This window comes from Brevibacterium picturae (genome assembly GCF_030453725.1).
Lineage (GTDB): Bacteria > Actinomycetota > Actinomycetes > Actinomycetales > Brevibacteriaceae > Brevibacterium > Brevibacterium sandarakinum_A.
This window is the reverse complement of record NZ_JAKDJU010000022.1, coordinates 1-22,461: the sequence shown is the minus strand read 5'-3', so window position 1 is coordinate 22,461 and position 22,461 is coordinate 1. Positions and strand designations below refer to the sequence as shown.

18 protein-coding genes are annotated in these 22,461 nt (G+C 64.1%); 15 read left to right on the top strand and 3 right to left on the bottom strand.

The window, feature by feature from the left end; translation table 11 throughout:
• Window positions 1-40: 40 nt before the first annotated feature.
• The 4 genes from nth to L0G76_RS04160 all read left to right on the top strand — a co-directional run bounded on the left by nth (window position 41) and on the right by L0G76_RS04160 (window position 4,169).
• On the top strand, window positions 41-781 hold the full coding sequence (gene nth, locus L0G76_RS04175; RefSeq protein ID WP_487246985.1) for an endonuclease III: 741 nt from the start codon (window positions 41-43) through the stop codon (window positions 779-781).
• A complete protein-coding gene (locus L0G76_RS04170; RefSeq protein ID WP_304356065.1) occupies window positions 778-1,500 on the top strand; it encodes an NUDIX hydrolase in 723 nt (240 codons plus the stop codon). The genes nth and L0G76_RS04170 overlap by 4 nt, the downstream gene beginning before the upstream one ends.
• A gap of 167 nt (window positions 1,501-1,667) precedes the next feature.
• Window positions 1,668-3,215, top strand: a complete 1,548-nt coding sequence (locus L0G76_RS04165; RefSeq protein ID WP_304356064.1) for an HNH endonuclease — start codon at window positions 1,668-1,670, stop codon at window positions 3,213-3,215.
• A 609-nt stretch (window positions 3,216-3,824) separates the two neighbouring features.
• The gene (locus L0G76_RS04160) at window positions 3,825-4,169 is read left to right on the top strand and encodes a hypothetical protein (RefSeq protein ID WP_304356063.1); all 345 of its coding nucleotides are present in this window, start codon (window positions 3,825-3,827) and stop codon (window positions 4,167-4,169) included.
• Window positions 4,170-4,253: 84 nt separating this feature from the next.
• Here the strand turns inward: L0G76_RS04160 and L0G76_RS04155 are convergent, their stop codons facing one another.
• Entirely contained in the window at window positions 4,254-4,661 is a 408-nt protein-coding gene (locus L0G76_RS04155) for a phage holin family protein (protein WP_301537083.1), read from the bottom strand.
• A gap of 167 nt (window positions 4,662-4,828) precedes the next feature.
• Window positions 4,829-6,766: an acetate--CoA ligase gene (gene acs, locus L0G76_RS04150; protein WP_304356062.1), complete on the bottom strand. Its 1,938-nt coding sequence runs from the start codon at window positions 6,764-6,766 to the stop codon at window positions 4,829-4,831.
• Between the two features lie 936 nt (window positions 6,767-7,702).
• On the opposite strand from acs, the gene L0G76_RS04145 reads away from it, so the two are divergent.
• The 9 genes from L0G76_RS04145 to L0G76_RS04105 all read left to right on the top strand — a co-directional run bounded on the left by L0G76_RS04145 (window position 7,703) and on the right by L0G76_RS04105 (window position 15,652).
• Complete coding sequence (locus L0G76_RS04145) at window positions 7,703-9,952, top strand: hypothetical protein (RefSeq protein WP_304356061.1); 2,250 nt, start codon at window positions 7,703-7,705, stop codon at window positions 9,950-9,952.
• A 244-nt stretch (window positions 9,953-10,196) separates the two neighbouring features.
• Window positions 10,197-11,204 (top strand): septum site-determining protein Ssd, encoded by a 1,008-nt coding sequence (gene ssd, locus L0G76_RS04140; RefSeq protein WP_304356060.1) that lies wholly within the window; start codon window positions 10,197-10,199, stop codon window positions 11,202-11,204.
• Window positions 11,201-12,370 (top strand): TadA family conjugal transfer-associated ATPase, encoded by a 1,170-nt coding sequence (locus L0G76_RS04135; RefSeq protein WP_304356059.1) that lies wholly within the window; start codon window positions 11,201-11,203, stop codon window positions 12,368-12,370. Before ssd ends, L0G76_RS04135 begins: the two co-directional genes overlap by 4 nt.
• Window positions 12,370-13,047, top strand: a complete 678-nt coding sequence (locus L0G76_RS04130; protein ID WP_304356058.1) for a type II secretion system F family protein — start codon at window positions 12,370-12,372, stop codon at window positions 13,045-13,047. Before L0G76_RS04135 ends, L0G76_RS04130 begins: the two co-directional genes overlap by 1 nt.
• A 5-nt stretch (window positions 13,048-13,052) precedes the next feature.
• Window positions 13,053-13,676, top strand: coding sequence for a type II secretion system F family protein (locus tag L0G76_RS04125; RefSeq protein ID WP_304356057.1), 624 nt, complete (start codon window positions 13,053-13,055; stop codon window positions 13,674-13,676).
• 90 nt (window positions 13,677-13,766) lie between these two features.
• A complete protein-coding gene (locus L0G76_RS04120; RefSeq protein WP_092103338.1) occupies window positions 13,767-14,369 on the top strand; it encodes a GNAT family N-acetyltransferase in 603 nt (200 codons plus the stop codon).
• Between the two features lie 185 nt (window positions 14,370-14,554).
• A complete protein-coding gene (locus L0G76_RS04115; protein WP_304356056.1) occupies window positions 14,555-14,911 on the top strand; it encodes a DUF4244 domain-containing protein in 357 nt (118 codons plus the stop codon).
• Window position 14,912: 1 nt separating this feature from the next.
• Window positions 14,913-15,338 (top strand): TadE family protein, encoded by a 426-nt coding sequence (locus tag L0G76_RS04110; protein WP_304356055.1) that lies wholly within the window; start codon window positions 14,913-14,915, stop codon window positions 15,336-15,338.
• The gene (locus L0G76_RS04105; protein ID WP_304356054.1) at window positions 15,335-15,652 is read left to right on the top strand and encodes an Rv3654c family TadE-like protein; all 318 of its coding nucleotides are present in this window, start codon (window positions 15,335-15,337) and stop codon (window positions 15,650-15,652) included. The genes L0G76_RS04110 and L0G76_RS04105 overlap by 4 nt, the downstream gene beginning before the upstream one ends.
• Before the next feature lie 28 nt (window positions 15,653-15,680).
• Here the strand turns inward: L0G76_RS04105 and L0G76_RS04100 are convergent, their stop codons facing one another.
• A complete protein-coding gene (locus L0G76_RS04100) occupies window positions 15,681-17,957 on the bottom strand; it encodes a DEAD/DEAH box helicase (RefSeq protein ID WP_304356053.1) in 2,277 nt (758 codons plus the stop codon).
• 74 nt (window positions 17,958-18,031) lie between these two features.
• On the opposite strand from L0G76_RS04100, the gene L0G76_RS04095 reads away from it, so the two are divergent.
• Together L0G76_RS04095 and topA are read left to right on the top strand one after the other, a co-directional pair.
• On the top strand, window positions 18,032-19,732 hold the full coding sequence (locus L0G76_RS04095; RefSeq protein WP_304356052.1) for a DUF7059 domain-containing protein: 1,701 nt from the start codon (window positions 18,032-18,034) through the stop codon (window positions 19,730-19,732).
• 135 nt (window positions 19,733-19,867) lie between these two features.
• On the top strand, window positions 19,868-22,461 hold a 2,594-nt coding region (topA, locus tag L0G76_RS04090; RefSeq protein ID WP_304356051.1), incomplete at its 3' end, for a type I DNA topoisomerase.

Genomic DNA, 22,461 nt, shown 5'->3' with positions numbered 1-22,461 from the left:
CCACTGCGGAAATGCGGGGCACGGATTAGGATGGTGAGTCGTGTTGACGGTGGCAGAGAAGAGCGCGCGGAAGTTCGCCGAGGAAACCCCATTGGGTCGGACCCGACGGGCGCGGAAGATCAATCGTATCCTCGCCGATGTATACCCGAATGCGAAATGCGAACTCGACTTCGAGACGCCGTTCCAGCTCCTCATCGCGACAGTCCTGTCCGCGCAGACCACGGACATCCGCGTCAATGCGGTGACACCTGGCCTGTTCTCCGTCTTCCCCGACGCACACAGCCTCGCGGTGGCCAACCTCATCGAGGTCGAGGAGCTCATCCATTCGACGGGCTTCTACCGGGCGAAGGCCCGCAACATCGTCAAACTCGCCAACGAACTCGTCGATACCTACGACGGAGAGGTCCCCAACTCACTGGAGAAGCTGATCACACTCGCCGGAGTCGGACGGAAGACGGCGAACGTGGTGCTCGGCAACGCCTTCGACACTCCGGGCCTGACCGTCGACACGCACATGGGCAGGCTGGCGCGCAGGCTCGGATGGACCGACGAAGAGGATCCGGTCAAGGCCGAGCACGACATCGCGGCACTGTTCCCGAAGAAGGAACTCACCGTGCTCTCCCACCGAGTGATCTTCCACGGACGACGTATCTGCCACTCCCGCAGACCCGCCTGCGGCGTCTGCCCGCTGATGGCGCTGTGCCCCTCGTTCGGGACCGGAGAACTCGATCCGGAGAAGGCACGGGCGATGCTCAGATTCGAAATGGCGCCCCAAGCATGAGCGCCGAGGCGTGTGAACACCCACAGGTGGAACGCGACCAGACACTGCGGACGCAGCTGGAGAATCTCGCGGCGTCGGACGGTTCGCCGCTGTGGCTGCGACGCGCGAAGGCTCCGGACGATGTGACGGTGCGTGACGCCGCGGTCCTCATGCTCTTCGGCAGGGGAGGCCGACCGCGCACAGATGCTGGCCGGATCCAGGCTTCGCGTTTGGCGGATTTGGGCGTCGATGACGTCGATATCGTTCTCCTGCAGAGGGCGAACACGCTCCGGAACCACCCGGGGCAGGTGGCGTTCCCGGGCGGCGGACGAGATTCCGGAGACGATTCGCTGGTCGCTGCGGCCCTGCGTGAGGCGCAGGAGGAGGCCGGGATCGTCCCTTCGACGGTCGATGTGCTCGGGCAGATGGACCCGCTCTACATTCCAGTCAGCAAGTTCCAGGTCGCGCCGGTCATCGGGTACTGGGCTCAGCCGGGTGCGGTGCGGGTGATGGACAAGTCGGAGTCGTATTCCGTCTATCGGATCTCCGTCGCCGACCTGGTGGCTCCGGCCAATCGCGGCACCTTTGCCCGACCGGACCTGAAGATCACAACACCGGCCTTCGACGTCGGAGTGCTCAAGGTGTGGGGTTTCACCGCGGGCATCCTCGACTTCGCTCTCGACCACCTCGGCTGGGCCGAAGAGTGGGATCGCGACGAGCCCATCGACATCGACTTCTGAACGATCTGGGGTTGCTGACTCCTGAGGCTTGCCGACCTCGCAGCGTCACTGAATCCGCAGCGAAAGCGATTCCGGATGACATGACGGGAGTTGGTGCTACGAGCGCCTGACCTCGCCTGATACTGGGACAAAATGTCGTGTCAGTGGCGAAGGCTAGTCTGATCGGTATGGAAGCGCAGACGGTTCCCGACGTGATCACCGAGATCCACCGGTGGCATGAGGCGCTGTCGAGTCTGCCTCCAGCCCTCAGCGAAACCGAGGCCATCGACCGCATCACCGCGCTTGAGGAGCTGACGTCTGCCGCGGCGGCGGCCCAGGCCAGGGAAACTCTGACGTTCGACATGCGTCGCCGCAATCACGAGGCCGAAGACGGAGTCTCGAGTACGAAGCAGGGCAGGGGCATCGGGGCGGAGATCGCCCTCGCTCGTAAGGTCTCCCGTGCGCGTGGCAGCACGTTGCTCAAGTTCTCACGCTCGCTGCTCGTCGATCTTCCCCAGACGTATTCAGCGCTGAAGACCGGCCGCATATCCGAAGAGAAGGCGCGCACAGTCGCAAAGGAGACCGACTGGCTGCCCAGGGACAAACGTCGTCAGGTCGATGAGCGTATGGCCGACAGACTCGCCGAGGTGGGCGTCGGGAGGCTCGGCAACGAGGTTCGGGCGCTGGCTCAGCAGATCGATCAGAAGGCCGCGGTCGAGCATCTCGAGAGATGCACGGAGGAGCGTGCAGTGTCGGTGCGTCCCGCTCCGGGCAACATGGCCTATCTCACCGCGCTCCTGCCCCTGCCTCAGGCGGTGGCCGCCTATGCGAATTTGAAGAAGTCTGCGGCCTCCCTCATCGGCACCGGGGATTCAGGTCAGCGGACACAGTCTCAGGTCATGGCAGATCTGCTCGTCGAACGGACTACGGGTCAGGATTGTGCTGAGGCCGTGCCGACGGAGATCCATCTTGTGATAAACGATGACAGTCTGGTCGCTCCGGGAGACACCCCTGCATGGCTTCCCGGATTCGGCCCACTGCCGGCAGGGGCGGCTCGCGAGTTCGTGGCCGAGAACGAGGCGACGGTTTTCCTGCGCAGGCTCTACGCTCGTCCCGAGGACGGCCAACTGGTGCGCATGGACTCGAAGCGCCGGGAATTCTCGGGACTGCTGCGACGAATGATCGTCATCCGTGACGACGTCTGCCGCTCACCGTGGTGCGATGCCCAGATCAAGCATGCCGACCATGCCGCTGCCTTCGTTGCCGGTGGCGAAACTGCTTGGAGCAATGGTTCTGGATTGTGCGCCGCCTGCAACTACGCGAAGGAGCTGACGGGGTGGAAGCATGAAGCGACTCCTGAGAAGCTGATCGTGAAGACGCCCACGGGCCACCGCTACGAGACGCGAACCAGGCCGATCGACCCCCGCGCGAGCGACGGCAGCGCCGAGCGCCCTGATGCTGACGATCAGAGTGTTGTTGACGTTCAGGGAGCTGCTGGCGGTCCTGGAACAGGAACTGACCCCGAGGAAACGGCTTCGACCGCATCGGCTTCGAGCGCAGAGAAGCGACGGCGGCGATACCGGGAAATCGACCAGACTCATGGCCCGCCGTTGAAACGTCAGCGGTCAAGTGACAGCCCCAGTGGCAGGCCGCGGCCCGATCAAGCGACAAGCGCAGTCGAATATCTCTTCGGTGCGCGGTTGCGCACTTTCCTGACCGCGGAGTCGGCACGGTGAAGGTGCCGGTGTCCGCAGCTCGGCCGGGCACCGTGTCGGCAGCTCGGCCGGGGAACGTGTCGGCAGCGAGGTCACCGACGTCCGACTCTTGCATTGAATAGGCGTGCGGCCCAGCAGCGTGGCCCCAAACGGGAGATGAGTGTCGAGAAGATCGTCGATGCTGCGATCGAGATCGCTGACAATGAGGGACTCTGCTGCTGATGCAGGAGGAGGCCACGGGGCTGCCGCCCGAGGGTGATGAGGAAAACCCAGCGTGACGGGTGCGGCTCAAGGAACTGTACGAAGCTCAGACGACGATTTACCGCAGCAAGGCGTGGCTCCTGGCGATGCCGATCATGGGCAGTCCGATCACCCCGAACAGCTCGGCATGGCTTGATGCCGGCCTGGAAGCGCTGTCAACGACGTCACTGACACAGGATGAGCGAATAGCCGCATCCCTGTTGGTCACCGGGCCGCCCGTTGGCACGGATCCATCCTTGCTGGCTACCAACAGCAGGGACGAGCCAGCGGGCTGAATGCCACCGAGGTCTCCGAGCGAGAATCTCAGCTATATGATGCCGTCATCACGGACGATGGTTACCCGTTCCTGCGTCGGGCCATAGACGCGGGGTGCTCACCTCGGAGTTCGAACCGTTCGTCTTCGGGCTCGATCGAGGACTGGACGGGCTGGCCGAGTACATCGAGCGGGTCGGACGTGAACGTGAGCGAGTCCATGTCGATGGTTCCGAGAGTGCAGAAGCCGACGACTGCTCCGGCGAAGAGGAAGAGCCTGGTGGCGCTGCGATGGACACACCGCAGGGCATCGGCGGCGAGGATCCGGAAGTTGTTGCCGCCAAGAAATATCGGGAAGCGCAGAAGGCGGTGAAGCAGGCTCAGAAGGTTCTCGCGGAGGCGCGCAAGCGCGAGCGACAGGTTCTTCGTGAGGCCAAAGAACGGGTCGCTAAGCGTCGCTGACGGTTGAATGCGTCGGTGGCGCCGGGCTGAACCCGACGCCACCGATGTGTGGAGCTATTCTGCTGTTCTTTGTTGCGAGGTCTCTCAGTACCGAGGTCCCGAAGGGTTCTTCACCGCGCGCTTGACCGCAGCGACCAGGGATTTGGCCGAATCGATCGCAGTGCCCGGAACAGGGTTGCCCTTCTTGAACAGCGGAAGGGCAATGAGCACGAGGATGATTGCGAGCACCGCGAGGATGCCGAAGACGATGAGGAAGCTTCCCCACCACGGCCATCCCAGACCTTCGTGGAATGCGGCGGCCCCAGCGAAAATCACCATGAACGACGACAAGAACAGGAAGAACAGGGCTACGACGGCAAGCGCCGAACCGATGCCCAAGTTCTTCGCGCCGGCTGTGGCCTCAGCCTTGGCCAGCGCAATTTCCTCCTCGGCGATCGCTTTGGAATCGTCGCCGATGCCTTTGATCAGTTCGCTGATCGACCTCTCAGCCATGAGTGCTCCTATCGACAAAAACTTGGACAATCTTTCTTAAGAGTAGTCTGAACGCGGCCGGTGGCCAAAGAAGAACGGGCAATAAAACGAGAATAACCCGCCGGATGAATCTCGAACAGCTCTCTGCGAGCATCCGTTCCCACCGGCGGGTTCTTCTCAGCGCGAGATCAGGACTTCGCCACCGATTCCTCGATGAGGTCCATGACAGACGAGTCGGCCAATGTCGAGGAGTCTCCCACCTTGCGATGTTCGGCGACATCCTTGAGCAGGCGACGCATGATCTTGCCCGAACGGGTCTTCGGCAGCTCGGACACGATGTGGACCTTCTTCGGCTTCGCGATCGGTCCGATGTCCTTGCCGACGTGCTGGCGCAGCTCCTCGGAGGACTCGGGTGTGTTCTCCACCCCGCCGACGACGATGACGAAGGCGACGACCGCCTGGCCGGACGTATCGTCGGCCGCGCCGACCACAGCCGCCTCGGCGACATAGGGGTGAGCGACCAAGGACGACTCGATCTCCGTGGTCGACAGGCGGTGCCCGGACACGTTCATCACGTCATCGACACGGCCGAGGAACCAGATGTCCCCGTCCTCATCGCGCCTGGCTCCGTCTCCGGCGAAGTAGGTCTCCTCGAACCGTGACCAGTAGGTCTCCTTGAAGCGCTCGGGATCTTTCCAGATGCCGCGCAGCATTGACGGCCACGGCTGGCGAATGACGAGCAGCCCACCCTCGGGTCCGGCAGGGCTGTTGCCCTCGTCGTCGACGACGTCGACGGAGATGCCGGGGATCGGACGCTGCGAAGAGCCTGGCTTCGTCGACATCACGCCGGGCAGCGGTGCAATCATGTGCGCGCCGGTCTCTGTCTGCCACCAGGTGTCGACGATAGGGCAGCGCTCACCGCCGATGACGCGGTGGTACCAACGCCAAGCCTCCGGGTTGATCGGTTCGCCGACGCTGCCGAGCAGACGCAGGCTGGAGAGGTCGTACTTCTCCGGAATCTCCTCACCCCACTTCATGCACGTGCGGATCGCAGTCGGAGCAGCATAGAGGATCGTTGCCTTGTACTTCTCGACGATCTCCCACCAGCGGCCCTGGTGGGGTGTGTCGGGCGTGCCCTCATAGACGATCTGGGAGACGCCTGCGGCCAACGGACCATAAGTGACGTAGGAGTGTCCGGTGACCCAACCGACGTCTGCCGTGCACCAGAACACATCGGATTCGGGCTTGATGTCGAACACCGACTTCATCGAGTAGAGCACCTGGGTGAGGTAGCCCCCTGACGTATGCAGAATGCCCTTGGGCCTACCTGTCGTACCCGAGGTGTAGAGGATGAACAGTGGATTCTCGGAATCGAAGAATTCGCATTCGTGTTCGGGGCTCGCCTTCGCCACGGTCTCGTCCCACCACTGGTCGCGGCCGTCGACCATTTCGACGTCCTGACCGGTACGGCGGACCACGAGGACGGTCTCGACAGGGGTGTCCCCGTGAGACAGCGCCTCGTCGACGGCCGGTTTGAGGCTCGTGGCCTTGGTGCGACGGTAGCTGCCATCTGCGGTGATGACCACACGTGCCTCGGCGTCGATGATGCGTGAGCGCAACGCGTCGGCCGAGAAGCCGCCGAAGACGACTGAATGAGCCGCACCCAGTCGGGCGCAGGCCAGCATCGAGATCATCGCTTCGGGAATCATTGGCAGGTAGATCGCCACACGGTCCCCGGCCTTGACTCCGAGGCCGGTCAGGGTGTTGGCGGCCCTGGATACCTCGGCGAGCAACTGTGCGTAAGTGAGGGAGCGGGAGTCGCCGGGCTCACCTTCGAAGTTGATGGCCACACGATCGCCATTGCCGGCGATGACGTGGCGGTCGAGACAGTTGTAGGCGACGTTGAGTTTACCGCCGATGAACCATTTCGCGAACGGGGGGTTGGTCCAGTCGAGAACTTCGCCGAAGTCTTCCTTCCAATCGACGAGTTCGCGGGACTGCTCGGCCCAGAAGCTCAGGTAGTCGGCATCTGCACGCTCGTATTCGTCGGCCTTGACGTTGGCGGCAGCGGCGAACTCCACTGGTGGAGCATAGACCTCGATGTGTTCTTCAGTGCTGTCGGTCATTTTTCCCTCCGGCTTCTTTGGTGGATCGAAAATTCTAGTTGCACTGTATACCCGAGATGGGGCCCTGGGGCACCGTCGTCCGTTCGATGAGCGGTGGTTTCCGGGGGTAGCAATCACCTTAATGCTGTGCTATAGGACACACTGCACGGGCCGGGTGAACCCTGCGGCAGGGCCCATTCGCCGATTCGCCTGCATCTGACAGGCGGCATAGAAGGAGTGCACAGGGGGTCCTGTTCTGCAAGGATGGGGTCGGAGTCTGTCAGGATGGAAACCAGACAGACACATGAAGTTTGACGACCCTGTCCCCACGAGCGACTGGAGTAAGCGATGAGTTCGCCGCAGCACCCAACTGGATCAGGACCACAGCAGTGGCATGATCAGCACGCGCAGAATCCTGGGCCGAGCAATCAACCGCAGTTCGGCCAGGGGCCGGCCAACGGACCTGGGCCTGCTTTCGGCGGAGGACCCGAGTCGCAAACATCCGGACCCGGTGGGTACGGCGGCGGCCCTGTCGGTTCGGCTGACCCCGGCCCCTTTGGTTCTGCTCCTGGTCCTTACGGTTCCGGACCTGGGCCACAGCAGGCAGGGTCGGCTCCTTATGGCTCCGCTCCCGGCTCAGGACCGTATGGTTCAGCCCCAGGACCGTATGGCTCTGCACCTGGCCCAAATGGTTCGGCAGGTCCTGGTCCGTATGGTTCTGCACCAGGTCCGTATGGTTCTGGTCCCGGTCCGTATGGCGCGGCCCCGGGACAGTTCGGTTCCGCTGGTCCGGTCGCGCCGAAGAGCCCCCGTACAGGACCGGGGCTTCTCGGGCCGCTGACACTGCGCGATCTGTTCCTGCTCTTCGCGGGATTCCTTTCGCTGTTCGTCCTCTTCGTGCCGTTCAAGACTGATGGGTTCATCTCATGGTCGCTGTGGCATTGGACCATCGACGCTATGGGCACCCTGACATTCGACGTGTTCGGAATCTGGCTGATCGTGGCGGCCGTGTTCGTCGGGAAGTTTGGCAACGGGCGGCTCAGAGTCGGTTCGCTCAGTCTCGATCAGGCGATCTCGGTTCTGTCCGGCGCTTCGTTCACCTTCGCGTTCGTACACCTGCTGACCTCGGTCCAGTACTGGCACATCGGAGCGTACCTCGCATTCTTCGCGGCGCTTATCGCCTTCTTCGCAGGCGTATTCACGATGCTTCCCTTCTTCGGCAAGGAATTCGCGGTTCGCGACGAGGTTGCTGCACACCCGAAGGCACGCCCCGTGACCAAACGCTCACCGCACCCCGCGCCTGTGGCGAATATGCCGGGGGCCCACAACGGCCCAGGCGGATTCGGCGCACCCTACGGGGGAGGCCAGCCCAACGGACCGATCGGTTCACAGGGGCAGCCAGGAACGCCCGGTCACCCGGGACAGCCCGGAGGCCCGGGCCAGTTCGGGCAGCCAGGGCAACAGGGGCAGCCAGGTCAGCCGGGGCAGTTCGCTGCGCCCGGTCAGCCGGGGCAGTTTGCTGCGCCGGGACAGTCGGCGCCGGGTGGTCAGTTCGCTGCGCCGGTCCAGAATGGTCAGCCCGACGGGCAAGATCAGTTCGGCGGCTCAAACCAGTTCGGCGGACCGGGACAGCCAGATGGGCAGGACCGGTTCGGTCAGCCCATCGGCGCCGAGCAGAACAATCCGTATGCTCCACCTGAGCAGCAGGTACAGGAAACATCGTTCGATTCCGCACCGGCTGCTGAAGATTCTGCGGAACAGTCGGTGCAGAGCACAGGATCAGGCCAGACCTACCTCGGCACTCAGCACTCACAGGAGCCCCAGCACACGCAGAGTGAACCGACGCAGACCTTCGGCTTCGGCGCTCACCGGGAAGAATCGCCATGGAGCAACGACGGCGAGACAGCAGTCCAGTCTCCGGTGCCTGCCGACAGTTCAAGCGCTGACAACTCGAGCAACTCGAGCGACCCGAGCGGCCCCGGCGCGGACGGCCTGAGCGCCGCCGAGTCGAACTCCGACAGCGAGAATGAGGACTCCTCGGGAGCGGGCACGACCGCAGCCGTCGCAGGTGCCGGCGCTGTAGGCGTCGGTGCGGCAGCTGCCGGAGCCGCCTCGGCGAACTCGGAATCCGAACGCCGTCGTGGACGCCATGCCGCTCCCGATTCAGACACCGAATCAGAAGCAGCTGACAGGCATGCCGACCGCATCGCAGATGGCGATGACCGCACGGATGTCTCGGATGTGACTGCGACGTCGACGTCGGACGGCTCCTCAGGGCTGACAGACGACGACTCCGCATCTCCTGCGGAGAGCAGTTCGTTTGCCACCAAGGTCAATGCTCATGACTCGGAGGCCAACATTCGTGCCACCGAGGGAGTTGCGCTCAAGCCGGAAAGCGACTCACCCGATGCGGCCGATTCAGCCGGTGCGGCAGATTCAGCCGGTGCGGCAGATTCTGTCGACTCGGCAGCCTCAACCGACTCGGGAGAGCCAGTCGACACATCCGGCTCGGATGATTCGGCGAATGTCGAACACACCGAGGGAAGCTCGACCGCCGCCGACGATCGTGGAACCGATTCCCAGGTTGCGGGGTCCCCTGCCGGGGGAGCGGCTGACGAAGCCACCGTCGTCAACGGTCCCGCCGCAACCGCCCCCAGTGCCGCACAACCAGGTGCCGCAGAACCCGGTGGTGCAGCATCCGGTTCGCAGAGTCCTATTCACCCGGAAGCTGACGAACCGACTCAGTATGTGCCGGTGGCCGGCTACGGCACCAGCGGCTCGGAAACTGGAGAGGCGAGTGGCCGCGGCGGAGACAACGCCGAGAATGCGCCTTCGGCTCCACGCTTCGGAGCCGCCAACGCCTCGTCAAACGCCTCCGCGATTGACAACGAGGAGACCGTCGCCCAGAGCGCGGTTCAGCCGGGCGGTGGCCCGGATGATCGCGAGGACCGGTCGGATGAGAGCCGGAACGACGCCGATCAGGACGGATCCAATCGCGGCACCAGCCAGAATGTCATCCAGGCGTTCTGGTTCGCCGTTCCGGAACCGCGCGAAGCGGTGGACGCGACCACCGGAATGCCGGTGTTCACGATTTACCCCGGCGACTGGTTCCTCGGCCTCGAGGACAACGGCTCGTGGTTCAAGGTCCGCGATTCTGATGGCCGTGAAGGACTCCTCCGCAACACCGAAGGTGTCCAACGCGGCTGAATCCACAACGGTCGACTCGTGTGCTCGGACTGTGGACAACAGTCCGAGCACACACCGTCTGACCATCCGAGCTGATTCCCTCGGACTGAGGCCATGAGGACTCTGACCGGGCGAGATGCTTCGCTCGACCATGTAGGGGCGGCTCCTGTGACTTGAATGCACAGGAGCCGCCCTTTTCGTATTCTGTCCACAGCCTGTTTGTCGGCGCTGTCATCACCGAAGACCACGGGTCCACGCTGACACCATGCAGGTAGCACTCATCACCGACCTCGGCGCCATCACCGACGAATGCGCACGGGTTGCCGAAAGCATCGGCATCTCCCTCAAGGTTCTGCCTCCCGACTCGGGCGGCTGGCAGAACGCGTCTCTCATCCTCCTCGGCGAGGACGTTCGCGAAGCTCCCGCCACGGACCATGCTGACCGCATCCTCGTCGTCCTCGACGGAGACGAACCGAGCTCAGCATGGAAACGTGCGGCCCACCTCGGCGTCGAACAGCTGGCGGTTCTGCCCTCGGCCGCGGAATGGCTGAGCGGTCGCATGATCGCAGCCGTCGAACCACCCGTGGCGCCCGGCGTCACCGTCGGAGTCGTTGCCGGATGCGGAGGGGCAGGAGCCTCGGTGCTCTCCTGCGCCCTCGCCCGCCGCGCGGGACCGGATGTGAGCACAGTCCTCGTCGACGCCGATCCACTGGGCGGTGGCCTCGACCTGGTGCTCGGTGCAGAGCAGGTCCCCGGACCACGCTGGGCCGATCTCAGCGCCTCCCGGGGCCAACTTCGGCCCTCGACGCTGAGCCAGGCGTTGCCCCGCCACGAGGGACTGGCGATCCTGTCCTGGGGCCGGGACGACATCCTCGACCTCGACCCGGACGTATTCGATGACTTCCTGGCCGCTGCCGGGCAGGCGTTCGACCTCGTCATCGTCGATCTGCCCCGCCACGCCCCACCGCAGTGGACGCGTCGGTGCCATCACGTCCTCCTCGTCTCCCCGGCACGGGTCCGCTCCGCGGTGGCTGCGTCCCAAGTCGCCAAACGCCTGTCCCAATCCCACCCCGACGTCCGACTCGTCGTCCGCGACACCGGTGCCGGAGGGCTCGACGCCGAACTCCTCTCCAAATCCATCGGGCTCGACCTCGCCGGCAGCATCCGGGATGATCGTGGCCTGTCCGCTGCCGTCGACCGGGGCGAAGGCATCCCAGGCGGAGCCCGACTGGGCAAGCTCGTCGAGCGACTCCTGGGGGAGTGGGTGGAATGAGCGAATGGCTCGACGCCTCGCTTGTGGCAGAGGTGCGCAAGACCCTGCTCGACAATCCGGGTCCGGTGACCACGGCAGCCGTCGCCGAGGCGGTTCAGCGCACCGGTCGGGTGCTCGGTTCCAGCGCCCTTCTCGAACTCGTGAATCGACTGTCCGCGCAGCTCTCCGGTGCCGGTCCGCTCCAGGCAGTGCTCGAGGTCGCCGACACCACCGATGTCTTCGTCAACGGCCCGCGTGAGATCTTCGCCGACACCGGTTCGGGACCTCAGCTCCTCGATCTGTCCTTGGGCTCCGAGGACGAAGTGCGGTCCTTGGCCGTGCGCCTGGCGGCATTGGGCGGACGCCGTCTCGACGATTCGAGTCCGTTCGTCGATGTCAGGCTGCCCGACGGGGTACGGATGAATGCGATCGTGCCACCCATCTCCGGCGAGCTCACGACGATCTCCTTCCGTGTCCCTCGGCACGCCGGATTCAGCTTCGAACAGCTGCTCACCGGCGGTTTCATCCCCGAGGACGTGCACGAACTCCTCACCGTGGCGGTCCGTTCCAGAGCCAACATCCTCATCTCCGGCGGGACAGGAACGGGAAAGACAGTCCTTCTCGGCGCACTTCTGGGGCTCGTCGATCCCATTCACCGCATCGTCATCGTCGAGGACTCACGTGAACTCATCGTCGGCCACTCCCACGTCGTCCAGCTCGCCGCCCGCCAGGCCAACGTCGAAGGCGGCGGTGAAGTCACGTTGACCGACCTCGTGCGCAACGCCCTGCGGATGCGACCCGACCGCCTCGTCGTCGGGGAATGTCGAGGCGCCGAGGTCAGGGACATGCTCACTGCGCTGAACACCGGCCACGAGGGCGGCAGTGCCACAATCCATGCGAACACCGCCGAAGCTGTTCCCAGCCGCCTGGCAGCGTTGGGGGCGCTGGCGAACATGAGCCCACAGGCTGTCTTCTCACAGTTCTCGACCGCCATCGACCTCGTCATCCACCTCCGCCGGGTCGGTGCCGATCGAGGAATCACGGAACTGGCGATTCCGACGCGGGAGAACAGCAGCGGCGTGAGAATGGAGCCCGTCTGGGGTCGACAATCTCCGCTGTCCGAAGGGACCTTCAACCGTCGGGCGCTGAGTCGATTCGAAGCAGTGCTCGAGCAGAAGGCCGCCTGATGATCGCCGTCATCGCCGTGCTCGTTGCCTTCAGCGTCATCCTCAGCGCACCGTTGGACCCGGCATCTCGACTGCGGGATCTGCTCCGCACCGGCCCGGACAGAGACGACCCCCGCCGAGCTGACGGACAGACGAAGAAGGATCCTGAGCAGGAGAAGCTGTGGGCCATCTCCGCAGTGGAGAACTGTGCCCACCTGCTCAAGGTGGGAATGACTCCACAGGCGGTGATGTCGACCCTGAGCAGGCAGAACGTACAGCTGGCCCCGATCTCACGTGCGATCTCGTTGGGCGAGGAACCCGGACGAGCCATTGCCACCAGGGGGACAGACCTGCCGCCGGCCGCCGCAGACGTGTTCGCGGGAATGTCTGCGGTGTGGACGGTGTCGGAACGTTCAGGTGCGCCTGCTGCCGAGATGATCCTGCGCTACGCGAGGGCGCAGCGCAGTGCCCTCGATGCCGATCGGGAGAGACGGATTGCGATGGCAGGGCCACGAGCGACAGTCCGTGTGCTCAGCTGGCTGCCGTTGATCGGCGTCGGTCTCGGCCTGCTGATCGGAGTCCAGCCCGTTGAACTGTTCTCGGGGCTGCCGGGCCGGGTGAGCATCGGTGGAGGTCTTGTCCTCTATCTTCTCGGACGCTGGTGGATGAGACGGATGATGGCTCGGGCGGAGCGCTGATCGACATGACCGCACTCCTGGTGGGAGCCCTCATAGCGGCCGGTGTTCTGCTGTGGTCCGGCAGATCCGACGGGCGGCTGAGGCGCCTGCTGAACGGACAGGTGACACGTCAGCGGGACACCGCAGGTCGAGGCAGTTCTGTTCGCGTGACTGCTGCGAAGGGGGCGCGAACGGGCGTGCAGTCGGGGACGGAGCCACAGCCTCGGGTGGTCGATGACCTGCTTGCCTTCGACCTCGACCTCGTGGCTATCTGTCTGACTTCGGGATTGCCGATCCCGGTCGCTCTGACACTGACCGCCGAAGCCACAGAGGACCGCTCCGGTCTGGGACGAATCGCGCGATCCATGACGATCGGGGGCCAAGACCTGACCGAGGATGACCGACTCGTCCCTGTCCTTGAGGTCTTCGAATTCTCCGAACACACCGGCGTCGGTCCCGCACCACTCATCGAATCCGTCGCACAGGAACTCCGAGACTCGTCGCGCAGACGCAGGCAGGAGGCGGCTGCGGCCCTGGGCGTCAAACTCGTCGTGCCACTCGGAGTCTGCATCCTTCCCGCATTCCTGCTGCTCTCCGTTGTTCCCGTGGTCATCTCGCTGCTCTCGGACCTGACGACGGTCTTCTTCTGACAGCATCGGGTTCGGAGACAGCCCTGAGCTCGGAGACAGCCGAGAGCCGCAGTCGACCGGTCGTTCAGCTGACCTTGGTAAGATCGGGGAATGGCACCGGTTACGCCCTTCAATCAACTGTCCAACGTCGAACAAGCCGAAGAATACGCCGACAATCTCTTCACAGGACGACACGTGAGGCTTCGTCCGCTGCAGCAGGAGGATCTTCCCTACCTCGAGCAGTGGTGGTTCGACCCCTCGATCGTGGTCTTGCAGAACCACACCGTCCTCCCGCGACCCGAAGGCGGGGTGTCCGAACAGTTCGCGCTCTGGAGCGCGAACAAGGACACCGATGCGGTCGGTTTCAGCATCGAACTGCTCGAAACCGAGGAATTCGTCGGCCACGTCACACTCTACGGTCGGAACTCAATCAACCAATCCGCTACCCTGGCCATCGTCCTCGGCCCGGAGTTCCACGGCCGCGGCTACGGCTCCGACGCGGTGCGCCTGGGCATCAAATACGGTTTCCTGCAGCTGGGACTCAATCGTATAGAGCTGCAGACATGGGCGTTCAACACCCGCGGAATCGCCTCCTATACAAAGGCTGGCTTCATCGAAGAGGGGCGCCGACGCGAGGCGGTCTTCTTCAACGGTCGCCGTCACGACGAGGTCATCATGGCGATCCTCAAAGAGGACTGGGCCGGCAGAGGCTGACTCGCGTCATCCGCACTCGTGTGCCGAATCCTGTGGAAACAGGTCCGACTCGAGTGCGTTTCGGCTGTGGACGGTGAAGCTGTGTCCACAGGCCGTTTTTCTGCCCTGGACTCGCGCCACGGTCTCATCCAACACTGAAACTCCCTTCGCAGACCGCGAATGAGGGTTTCAACGAGGAGGAGACTATGAGCATAGGAACAAAGGCGCACGACTGCGACGGACCTCTCTACCCGCAATGGGGCGAGTCGCGCCCAAGCGACACCGGCCAGTACTCCGACGCCGACGCCGACGCCGACACCGGCGACGATGCGGCTGCTGGTGCGGACGCTGCTGCCGACGAGATCGATGGTGACGAACCGCAGCGAGACTACGGCGCGCCAGAACCATGGGGGCCCGACGCAGGGGCGACGACCGCAGAATACGCGATCACCACCCTCGCCGCCTGCGGTTTCGCAGCCTTGTTGGTCGTCATTCTGAAATCGGAACCGATCAAAGAACTCGTCACCGGTGTCATCGAGACCGCCCTCGGCCTCGGAGTCTGACATGGCGGCCGGATGCTCCTGTGAGCCACGAGGACGCAAGCAGCACCGGGATGCGGGGACGGCTACCGCCGAGTTCGCCGTTGTCATGCCCGCCATCGTGCTTCTCATCATCGTGCTCACAGGGGCAGCCGCTGTCGGCTTCTCCCAGTTGAGAGCCTTCGACGCAGCCAGATCAGCCGCCCGGGAGATCGCCCGCGGCGAACCTCAGGCAGCGGTCGTGACCGAAGCGAAGAAGCATGCCGGACAAACCTCTGACGTGCGGGTCCGCTCCGAAGGTGGCTATTCGACCGTGACCGTGACAATCGAACTCCCCGAGGCGATCATCGTCCTCAACGAGGTCGAAGCAGCCGCGACGGCGAGAACGGAGGGAACCCGGTCCAGCACTGGTCAGGCTGCGGGTCAGCACGGCACAGGCGGACTGCCATGACGAACATCGTGGTCGGACTGTGTTCAATGATTCTGGTCCTCGTCACCGCCATCGGCGGACTCAGCCAAGCCTTCGCCGCCCACAGCACTGCCCAGAGCGCCGCCGACCTTGCCGCCCTTGCTGCAGCCGATGCGGTTCGCGGTCTCGCCACGGGCGAACCCTGTGACATTGCGAAGCAGGTCGCGAAGCGCAACGGAGCGGTGCTCGACGACTGCCGAGCCTCAACGTCGGAGCAGAGCGCGTACGTTCAGGTTGAGGTCGAGATTCCCGGACCGCTGCCGAAGGTGAAGGAGAAGGCCGTGGCCGGGACGTGAAACGGGCCGTCAGCTCCGACCGAGGTGGTCAGTCCAGAACTGCTCTCAGCAGTCGCAGTGCCGCATCTTTCTCCAGCGGTTCGTTGCCGTTGCCGCACTTCGGGGACTGCACGCATGAAGGACAGCCGTCGATGCACTCGCACGCGCCGATGGCGTCACGTGTCGCCGCCAACCACTCTTCGATGATGTCGTAGCCGCGCTCAGCGAATCCCGCCCCACCGGCAAGCCCGTCATAGACGAAGACCGTGGCCATCCCGGTGTCGGCGTGGTCGGCGGTGGAGACTCCGCCGATGTCCCAACGATCGCAGCCGGCGAACAGGGGCAGAAGGCCGATCGAGGCATGCTCGGCAGCATGCACTGCGCCGGGCAGATCGGCAGGGATGATCTCGGCTTCGTCCAACAGCGTCTGCGGGACCGTCCACCACACGGCCTTGGTCCGCAAGGTGCGCTCGGGCAGATCGAGTTCGTGTTCGGCGATGATCGCGCCGCCGCGCTTCGCCCGCATCCGGTAGGCGATGACATGGTCCTTGACGTCGACGGTGCCGTTGCACACCGTCACTCCGGAGGGCAGTGGCCGCTGCCTGTCGGTGTCGACGACGTCGATTTCTGTCTGCGATCTGGCCTGCGTCGTGTAGTCGACCTCGGCACGTTCGACGAGTGCCACATGGTCCTCGAGATCAAGATCGAGGACCACGAAGTCGGCACCCTGATGCGTATAGACCGCGCCGGGGTGAGCGCCGGTGAATGCTCCGGACTCGTCGACGGTGCCCAACAGTGCTCCGGTGCTGGCTTCGACGAGGCGGAACTGTCCGCCCCCGCTGCCACGGATATCGGACATGTCTGCGGCAGGTTCGTCCTTCGCCCAGAACCACCCGGTGGGGCGTGTCCGCAGGAGTTTGCGTTCGACCAGGTCGTCAAGCACCTCAGCGGAATTGTCGGGGAAGTGGACGAGGTCCGATTCCTGCAGCGGCACCTCGGCGGCCGCAGCACACAGGTGTCCGCCCAGAACGTGAGGATTGCCGGGATGGATGACTCCGGCATCGACGGGGGCATCGAAGATGACCTCGGGATGGTTCACGACATAGGTGTCCAGCGGATCGTCACGGGCGATGAACACAGCCATCCATCGCTGCCCCGCACGACCGGCGCGACCGGCTTGCTGCCACAGGGACGCCAGGGTCCCCGGCCATCCGGAGATGATGACGAGATCGAGGCCCGAGATGTCGATCCCGAGTTCAAGGGCGTTCGTCGACGCCACCGCCAGCAGACGGCCCGACCTCAATGCCGACTCGAGCAGTCTGCGCTCTTCGGCAAGATAGCCGCCGCGATAAGCCGCGACCTTGTTCTTCAGAGAGTCATCGACCTGGCCGACTTGGTCCCGCACGGTTGACGCCAGAGCTTCGGTGCCCCGGCGGGAAGCGATGAACGCGATCGAACGATACCCGGCACACATCGCATCGGTGAGGACATCGGCAGCTTCGACCAGACCACTGCGGCGCTCGCCGCCGGGGGAGACAGGAGGTTCCCAGAGAGCGAAGCTGCCCGAGGCACGAGGAGAGGAATCCTGGCTCACCGCGTGTACGTCTCGTCCGGTGAGTTTGGAGAACGCCTCATCCGGGTTCGCCATCGTCGCCGATGCTCCGATGACCACTGGGTGAGCCCCATAATGTGCGGCGATGCGCAGCAGACGCCGGAGGATCAGTGCGACATGGGAGCCGAAGACTCCGCGGTAGCGGTGGGCCTCGTCGATGACGATGTAGCGCAGTGATTTGAACAGTCGCGAGAACCGTTCGTGCTGCGGCAGAATCCCACGGTGGAGCATGTCCGGATTGGTGAACACGATGTTCGCATGACGCCGGGCCCAGTCCTTGGACGCCTGAGACGTGTCCCCGTCATAGGTCGCCGGCCGCATGCCTTGGATGATGAGCTTCTCCAGGTTCGTCATCTGATCCGCGGCCAAGGCCTTCGTCGGTGCGATGTAGATCGCCGAGGAGGTGCGCAGTTTCGCACGAGTGTTCTGTATGGATTCGAGGACCGGAAGCCAGAACCCCAGCGACTTCCCCGATGCCGTCGGAGTGGCGATGACGACGTCGGATCCGTCCCGGGCAGACTGTGCAGCTTCGAGTTGGTGGTCCCACAGCTGATCGACGCCGATGGCGTGGCAGGCGTGTCTGAGTTCCTCGTCGATCCACTCCGGCCAGTCCGACTCATGTTCGAACCGCTGTGGAATATCGCGCACATGGACGATCCGTTCATCCCTGGCACCGAATCCGGTGACGATGTCGAGAAGAGCAGAAGAGGCCATGACCCCAATTATGGCGCAGTCAGGCTCCTCGGGGTGCAGTCGGGTCTTCGGGGTGGAGTAGATAGGATCTGTGTGTGATCGAACAAGACGTGACCCTCGTGGCTGACAGACTCTACCGGGCCGGGTACACCGAGCCCCGACTCCGCCAGTTCTGGGGCGGGCCCATCGCCTCCGCCCTGGTGCGCAACAATGCGGCCCCGGCAATCCACTTCTGTCAGAAGATTCTCGACTCAACCGAGACGCGGGGAGATGAGGCACAGGCTCCGAGTTCGTTCGACCAGCACCTGGCGGCACTGGCCATGCTCTTTTGCTTCCACCGGGACGTCCCGGTCGAGACAACTCGCGCGGCGCTCGGCGAGGCCGCCTTCGATGTGGCTGTCGATCACGGGTTGATCGTGACGAGCAACAGTGCCGAAACACGCAACGGTGCCGAAACGAGCACCCGCGCCGAGGTGGGGGACCCGGGATGCGCATCCGCTCCGTTCGCGATCACCCCCTATGATCTGCCGGTCGGTGTCCCGCGCGGTTTCCGCCCCGGCGACGAGAACCTCTACCTCGTCAGCGACCACGGAACTCTGACCACTCCCGATGTCCTCGACGGTGACTTCGTGCTCGGCCTCGGCGGGGCAGGACGCACACTGGTGTCACTGACTCCCCGTGACCAGGTTGAGATCTCCGCCGACATCGGAACCGGGTGCGGGATCCAAGCCCTGCTCCTGGCACGTCACAGCGACCGCGTCATCGCCACCGACATCTCGCAGCGCGCCCTGCACCTGACCGGACTCAGCGCCGGACTCAACGGAATCGACAACATCGAACTCCGGGCCGGATCGATGCTCGAGCCGCTCAGCGAACCCGTCGATCTGCTCGTGTCCAATCCACCCTTCGTCATCACCCCACGCACCGCCGTGGCCAACTTCGAATACAGAGATGGTGGGATGACCGGCGACAGGCTGGTCAAGTCCCTGTTCTCGATGATCCCCGACCATCTCCGGCCGGGCGGACGCTCCGTGTGTCTCGGGAACTGGGAGACCACCTCGGCGAACGAAGGAGGACCGGAGGCCTGGGTCGCGGACTCGGATACCTCGGTGCTCGTCATCGAACGCGAAGCACTGGACCCCATCGCCTATGCGGAGACGTGGATCCGCGACGGAGGCATCCCTCGTGCCGGCGAGGACTGGAACCGGGCAGCTGCAGCTTGGATGGACGACTTCGAGTCCCGCGACGTGACCGAGGTCGTCTTCGGATACGTCATCATGGGCAAGGCCGAGCACACCGCGGCCACAGGTGACGATGCCCCAACGATTGCCGACAATACGATCTCCGACAGTTCCGGGCACCGGGCGTTCAAGACCACGGTCAGGACCACCTCGGCGATCGCGAACAATCCGTATGGACTCGGCCAATTCGTCGCGACCACCTTCGCACTGCGGTCGTGGTTGGCGACCGCCGCGACCGAGGAGATCGCGACCACCGTCTTCACCCGTTCCCCGGACCTCGTCGAGCACCGCCACCATGTTCCCGGAGAACCGGATCCGAGCTCGATCACGCTGGAACAGGGCATCGGATTCGGACAGGTCTTCGACCTCGACACCGCCCTGGCCGGATTCGTCTCCGTCGCCGATGGCAGCCTGACTCTGCGGCAGACAGCGGTGGCTCTCGCACAGCTGCTCGACGTCAACCCGACCGCACTCGAAGACCAGCTCATCGCCCAGGTTCGACAGCTCGTCGTCGCCGGTGCGCTGCTGCCAGTGAACGATGCGACGCCGGAATAACGGTAGTATCGAAAACCGTTGCCGTTGAGGTCCCCTGCATCAACCCGATGCAGGTCGGCCACGAACATCAGTGTTACATTGGGCCGGATCGTCCGTTTATTCGATCAACCGGCGCCGTGAGAGGAATGTGAAAGCGTGACCACAACCGAGAAGCAACCCCGCCGTCTCGTCATCGTCGAGTCTCCGACGAAGGCGCGAACGATCGTCGGGTACCTCGGAGAGGGTTACGACATCGAGGCGTCGGTCGGCCATATCCGCGACCTTCCCACACCGTCCGAACTCCCGACGGACATGAAGAAGGGGCCGTACGGAAAGTTCGCCGTCGACGTCGACAACGGATTCGATCCCTACTATCGCGTCGACCCGGGCAAGAAGAAGACGGTCACCGAACTCAAGCGCCTCCTCAAAGACGCCGACGAACTCTATCTCGCAACAGATGAGGACCGCGAAGGTGAGGCAATCGCCTGGCACCTTCTCGAAGTCCTCAAGCCGAAGATCCCCGTCAAACGCATGGTCTTCCACGAGATCACCCCCGAAGCCATCGAACGAGCTTTGGAGAACACACGTGAGATCGACACCGCTCTCGTCGATGCACAGGAGACCCGTCGCATCCTCGACCGCCTCTACGGCTACGAGATCTCGCCCGTCCTGTGGCGCAAGATCCGCGCCGGGCTCTCCGCCGGTCGTGTCCAGTCGGTGACGACCCGTCTCGTCGTCGAACGTGAACGCGAACGCATGGCCTTCGTCCCCGCCGACTATTGGGACCTCGACGTCGACCTCGGGCTTCCCGACGGCGCCAATCCCTTCGCCGCGAACCTCACGACCGTCGACGGTTCCCGTGTGGCCTCGGGCCGTGACTTCAACGACCAAGGTGAGCTGAAGAACTCGTCTGCCACCGTTGTCGACCAGGCCAAGGCCGAGGCGCTGGCCGCAGAGCTCAACGGCACCGCGAAGGATGCACTGACGGTCACGGCCGTCGAGTCGAAGCCGTACTCACGCAAGCCTGCCGCACCGTTCACGACTTCGACCCTGCAGCAGGAAGCCGGTCGCAAGCTGCGCATGAGTTCCCGTCAGGCCATGCGCACTGCCCAGTCGCTGTACGAGCAGGGTTACATCACCTATATGCGTACCGATTCCTCGGCCCTGTCGGGTCAGGCGATCTCCGCAGCCAGAAAGCAGGTCACCGAACTCTACGGCCCCGAATTCGTCCCGCAGTCGCCTCGCACCTATACGGGCAAGCAGAAGTCGGCGCAGGAGGCCCACGAAGCCATTCGCCCGTCCGGTGACTCGTTCCGCACACCGGCACAGGTGTCGAAATCGCTCAGTGGAGATGAGTTCCGTCTCTACGATCTGATCTGGAAGCGCACCGTCGCCAGCCAGATGGCCGACGCCAAGGGCAAGACCGCGACCATCAAGGTCCGTGCCGACCTCGCCGACGGCCATGACGCCGGCTTCAGCGCCAGCGGCACAGTCATCACCTTCCGCGGGTTCCTCGCAGCCTATGAAGAGGGCACCGATGCCGGACGCTACGACACGAAGTCCGGTGAATCACGCCTTCCTCAGGTCGACGAAGGTCAGGCGCTGTCTGTCGTCAAAGCCGAAGCCGACGGTCACACGACGGCCCCACCACCACGCTTCACTGAAGCCAGCCTGGTCAAGCAGCTCGAAGAGCTCGGCATCGGCCGCCCCTCGACCTACTCGGCCACGATCTCTGTCATCCAGGACCGCGGCTACGTCACCACTCGCGGCAACGCTCTGGTTCCCAGTTGGTTGGCGTTCTCAGTCGTCCGTCTGCTCGAAGAGCACTTCACAGGGCTCGTCGACTACGCGTTCACCGCTGACCTGGAGACCGAGCTCGACCGGATCGCGATGGGCGAGGAGGACCGCAAAGCGTGGTTGGCCCGCTTCTACTTCGGCGATGCGACGCAGGATCGTGAGGGCCTGCGGGAGGTTGTCGACGACCTCGGCGATATCGATGCGCGTGAGGTCAACACCGTTGTCATCAGCGAAAACGTGAATCTGCGCGTGGGTCGCTACGGCCCATACCTCGAAATCCCGGCCACCGAAGAGGGCGGGAATCCGAAGCGAGTCTCGGTGCCCGATGATCTGGCTCCCGACGAACTCACGGCAGCCAGAGCCGCCGAACTCATCGAGTCACAGGGCCAGGACGACCGTGAACTCGGTGTCGACCCCGAGACCGGACACACGATCGTGGCGAAGAACGGGCGTTTCGGTCCCTACGTCTCCGAGGTGCTGCCCGAGCCCGAGGAGAAGCCCAAACGGGGAGCGAAGAAGCCCAAACCTCGCACCGGTTCCCTGTTCAAGTCCATGGACCTGAACTCGATCGACCTCGAGACGGCACTGACCCTGCTCAGCCTTCCCCGAGTCGTCGGCCAGGACGAAGAGGGCACTGACATCACCGCTCAGAACGGTCGCTATGGTCCGTACCTGAAGAAGGGCACGGACTCCCGGTCGCTGACCGAGGAAGATCAGATCTTCAACATCACCTTGGACGAGGCGCTGAAGATCTACTCCGAACCCAAGCAGCGGGGCGGCCGTCGAGCCGCAGCACCGTTGAAGGAACTCGGCGACGACCCTGAGTCGAAGAAGCCGGTCGTGGTCAAGGACGGCCGCTTCGGCCCCTACGTCACCGATGGCGAGTTCAACGCGACCCTGCGCAAGGACGATGCCGTCGAGTCGATGACTCTCGAGCGTGCGGCCGAGCTTCT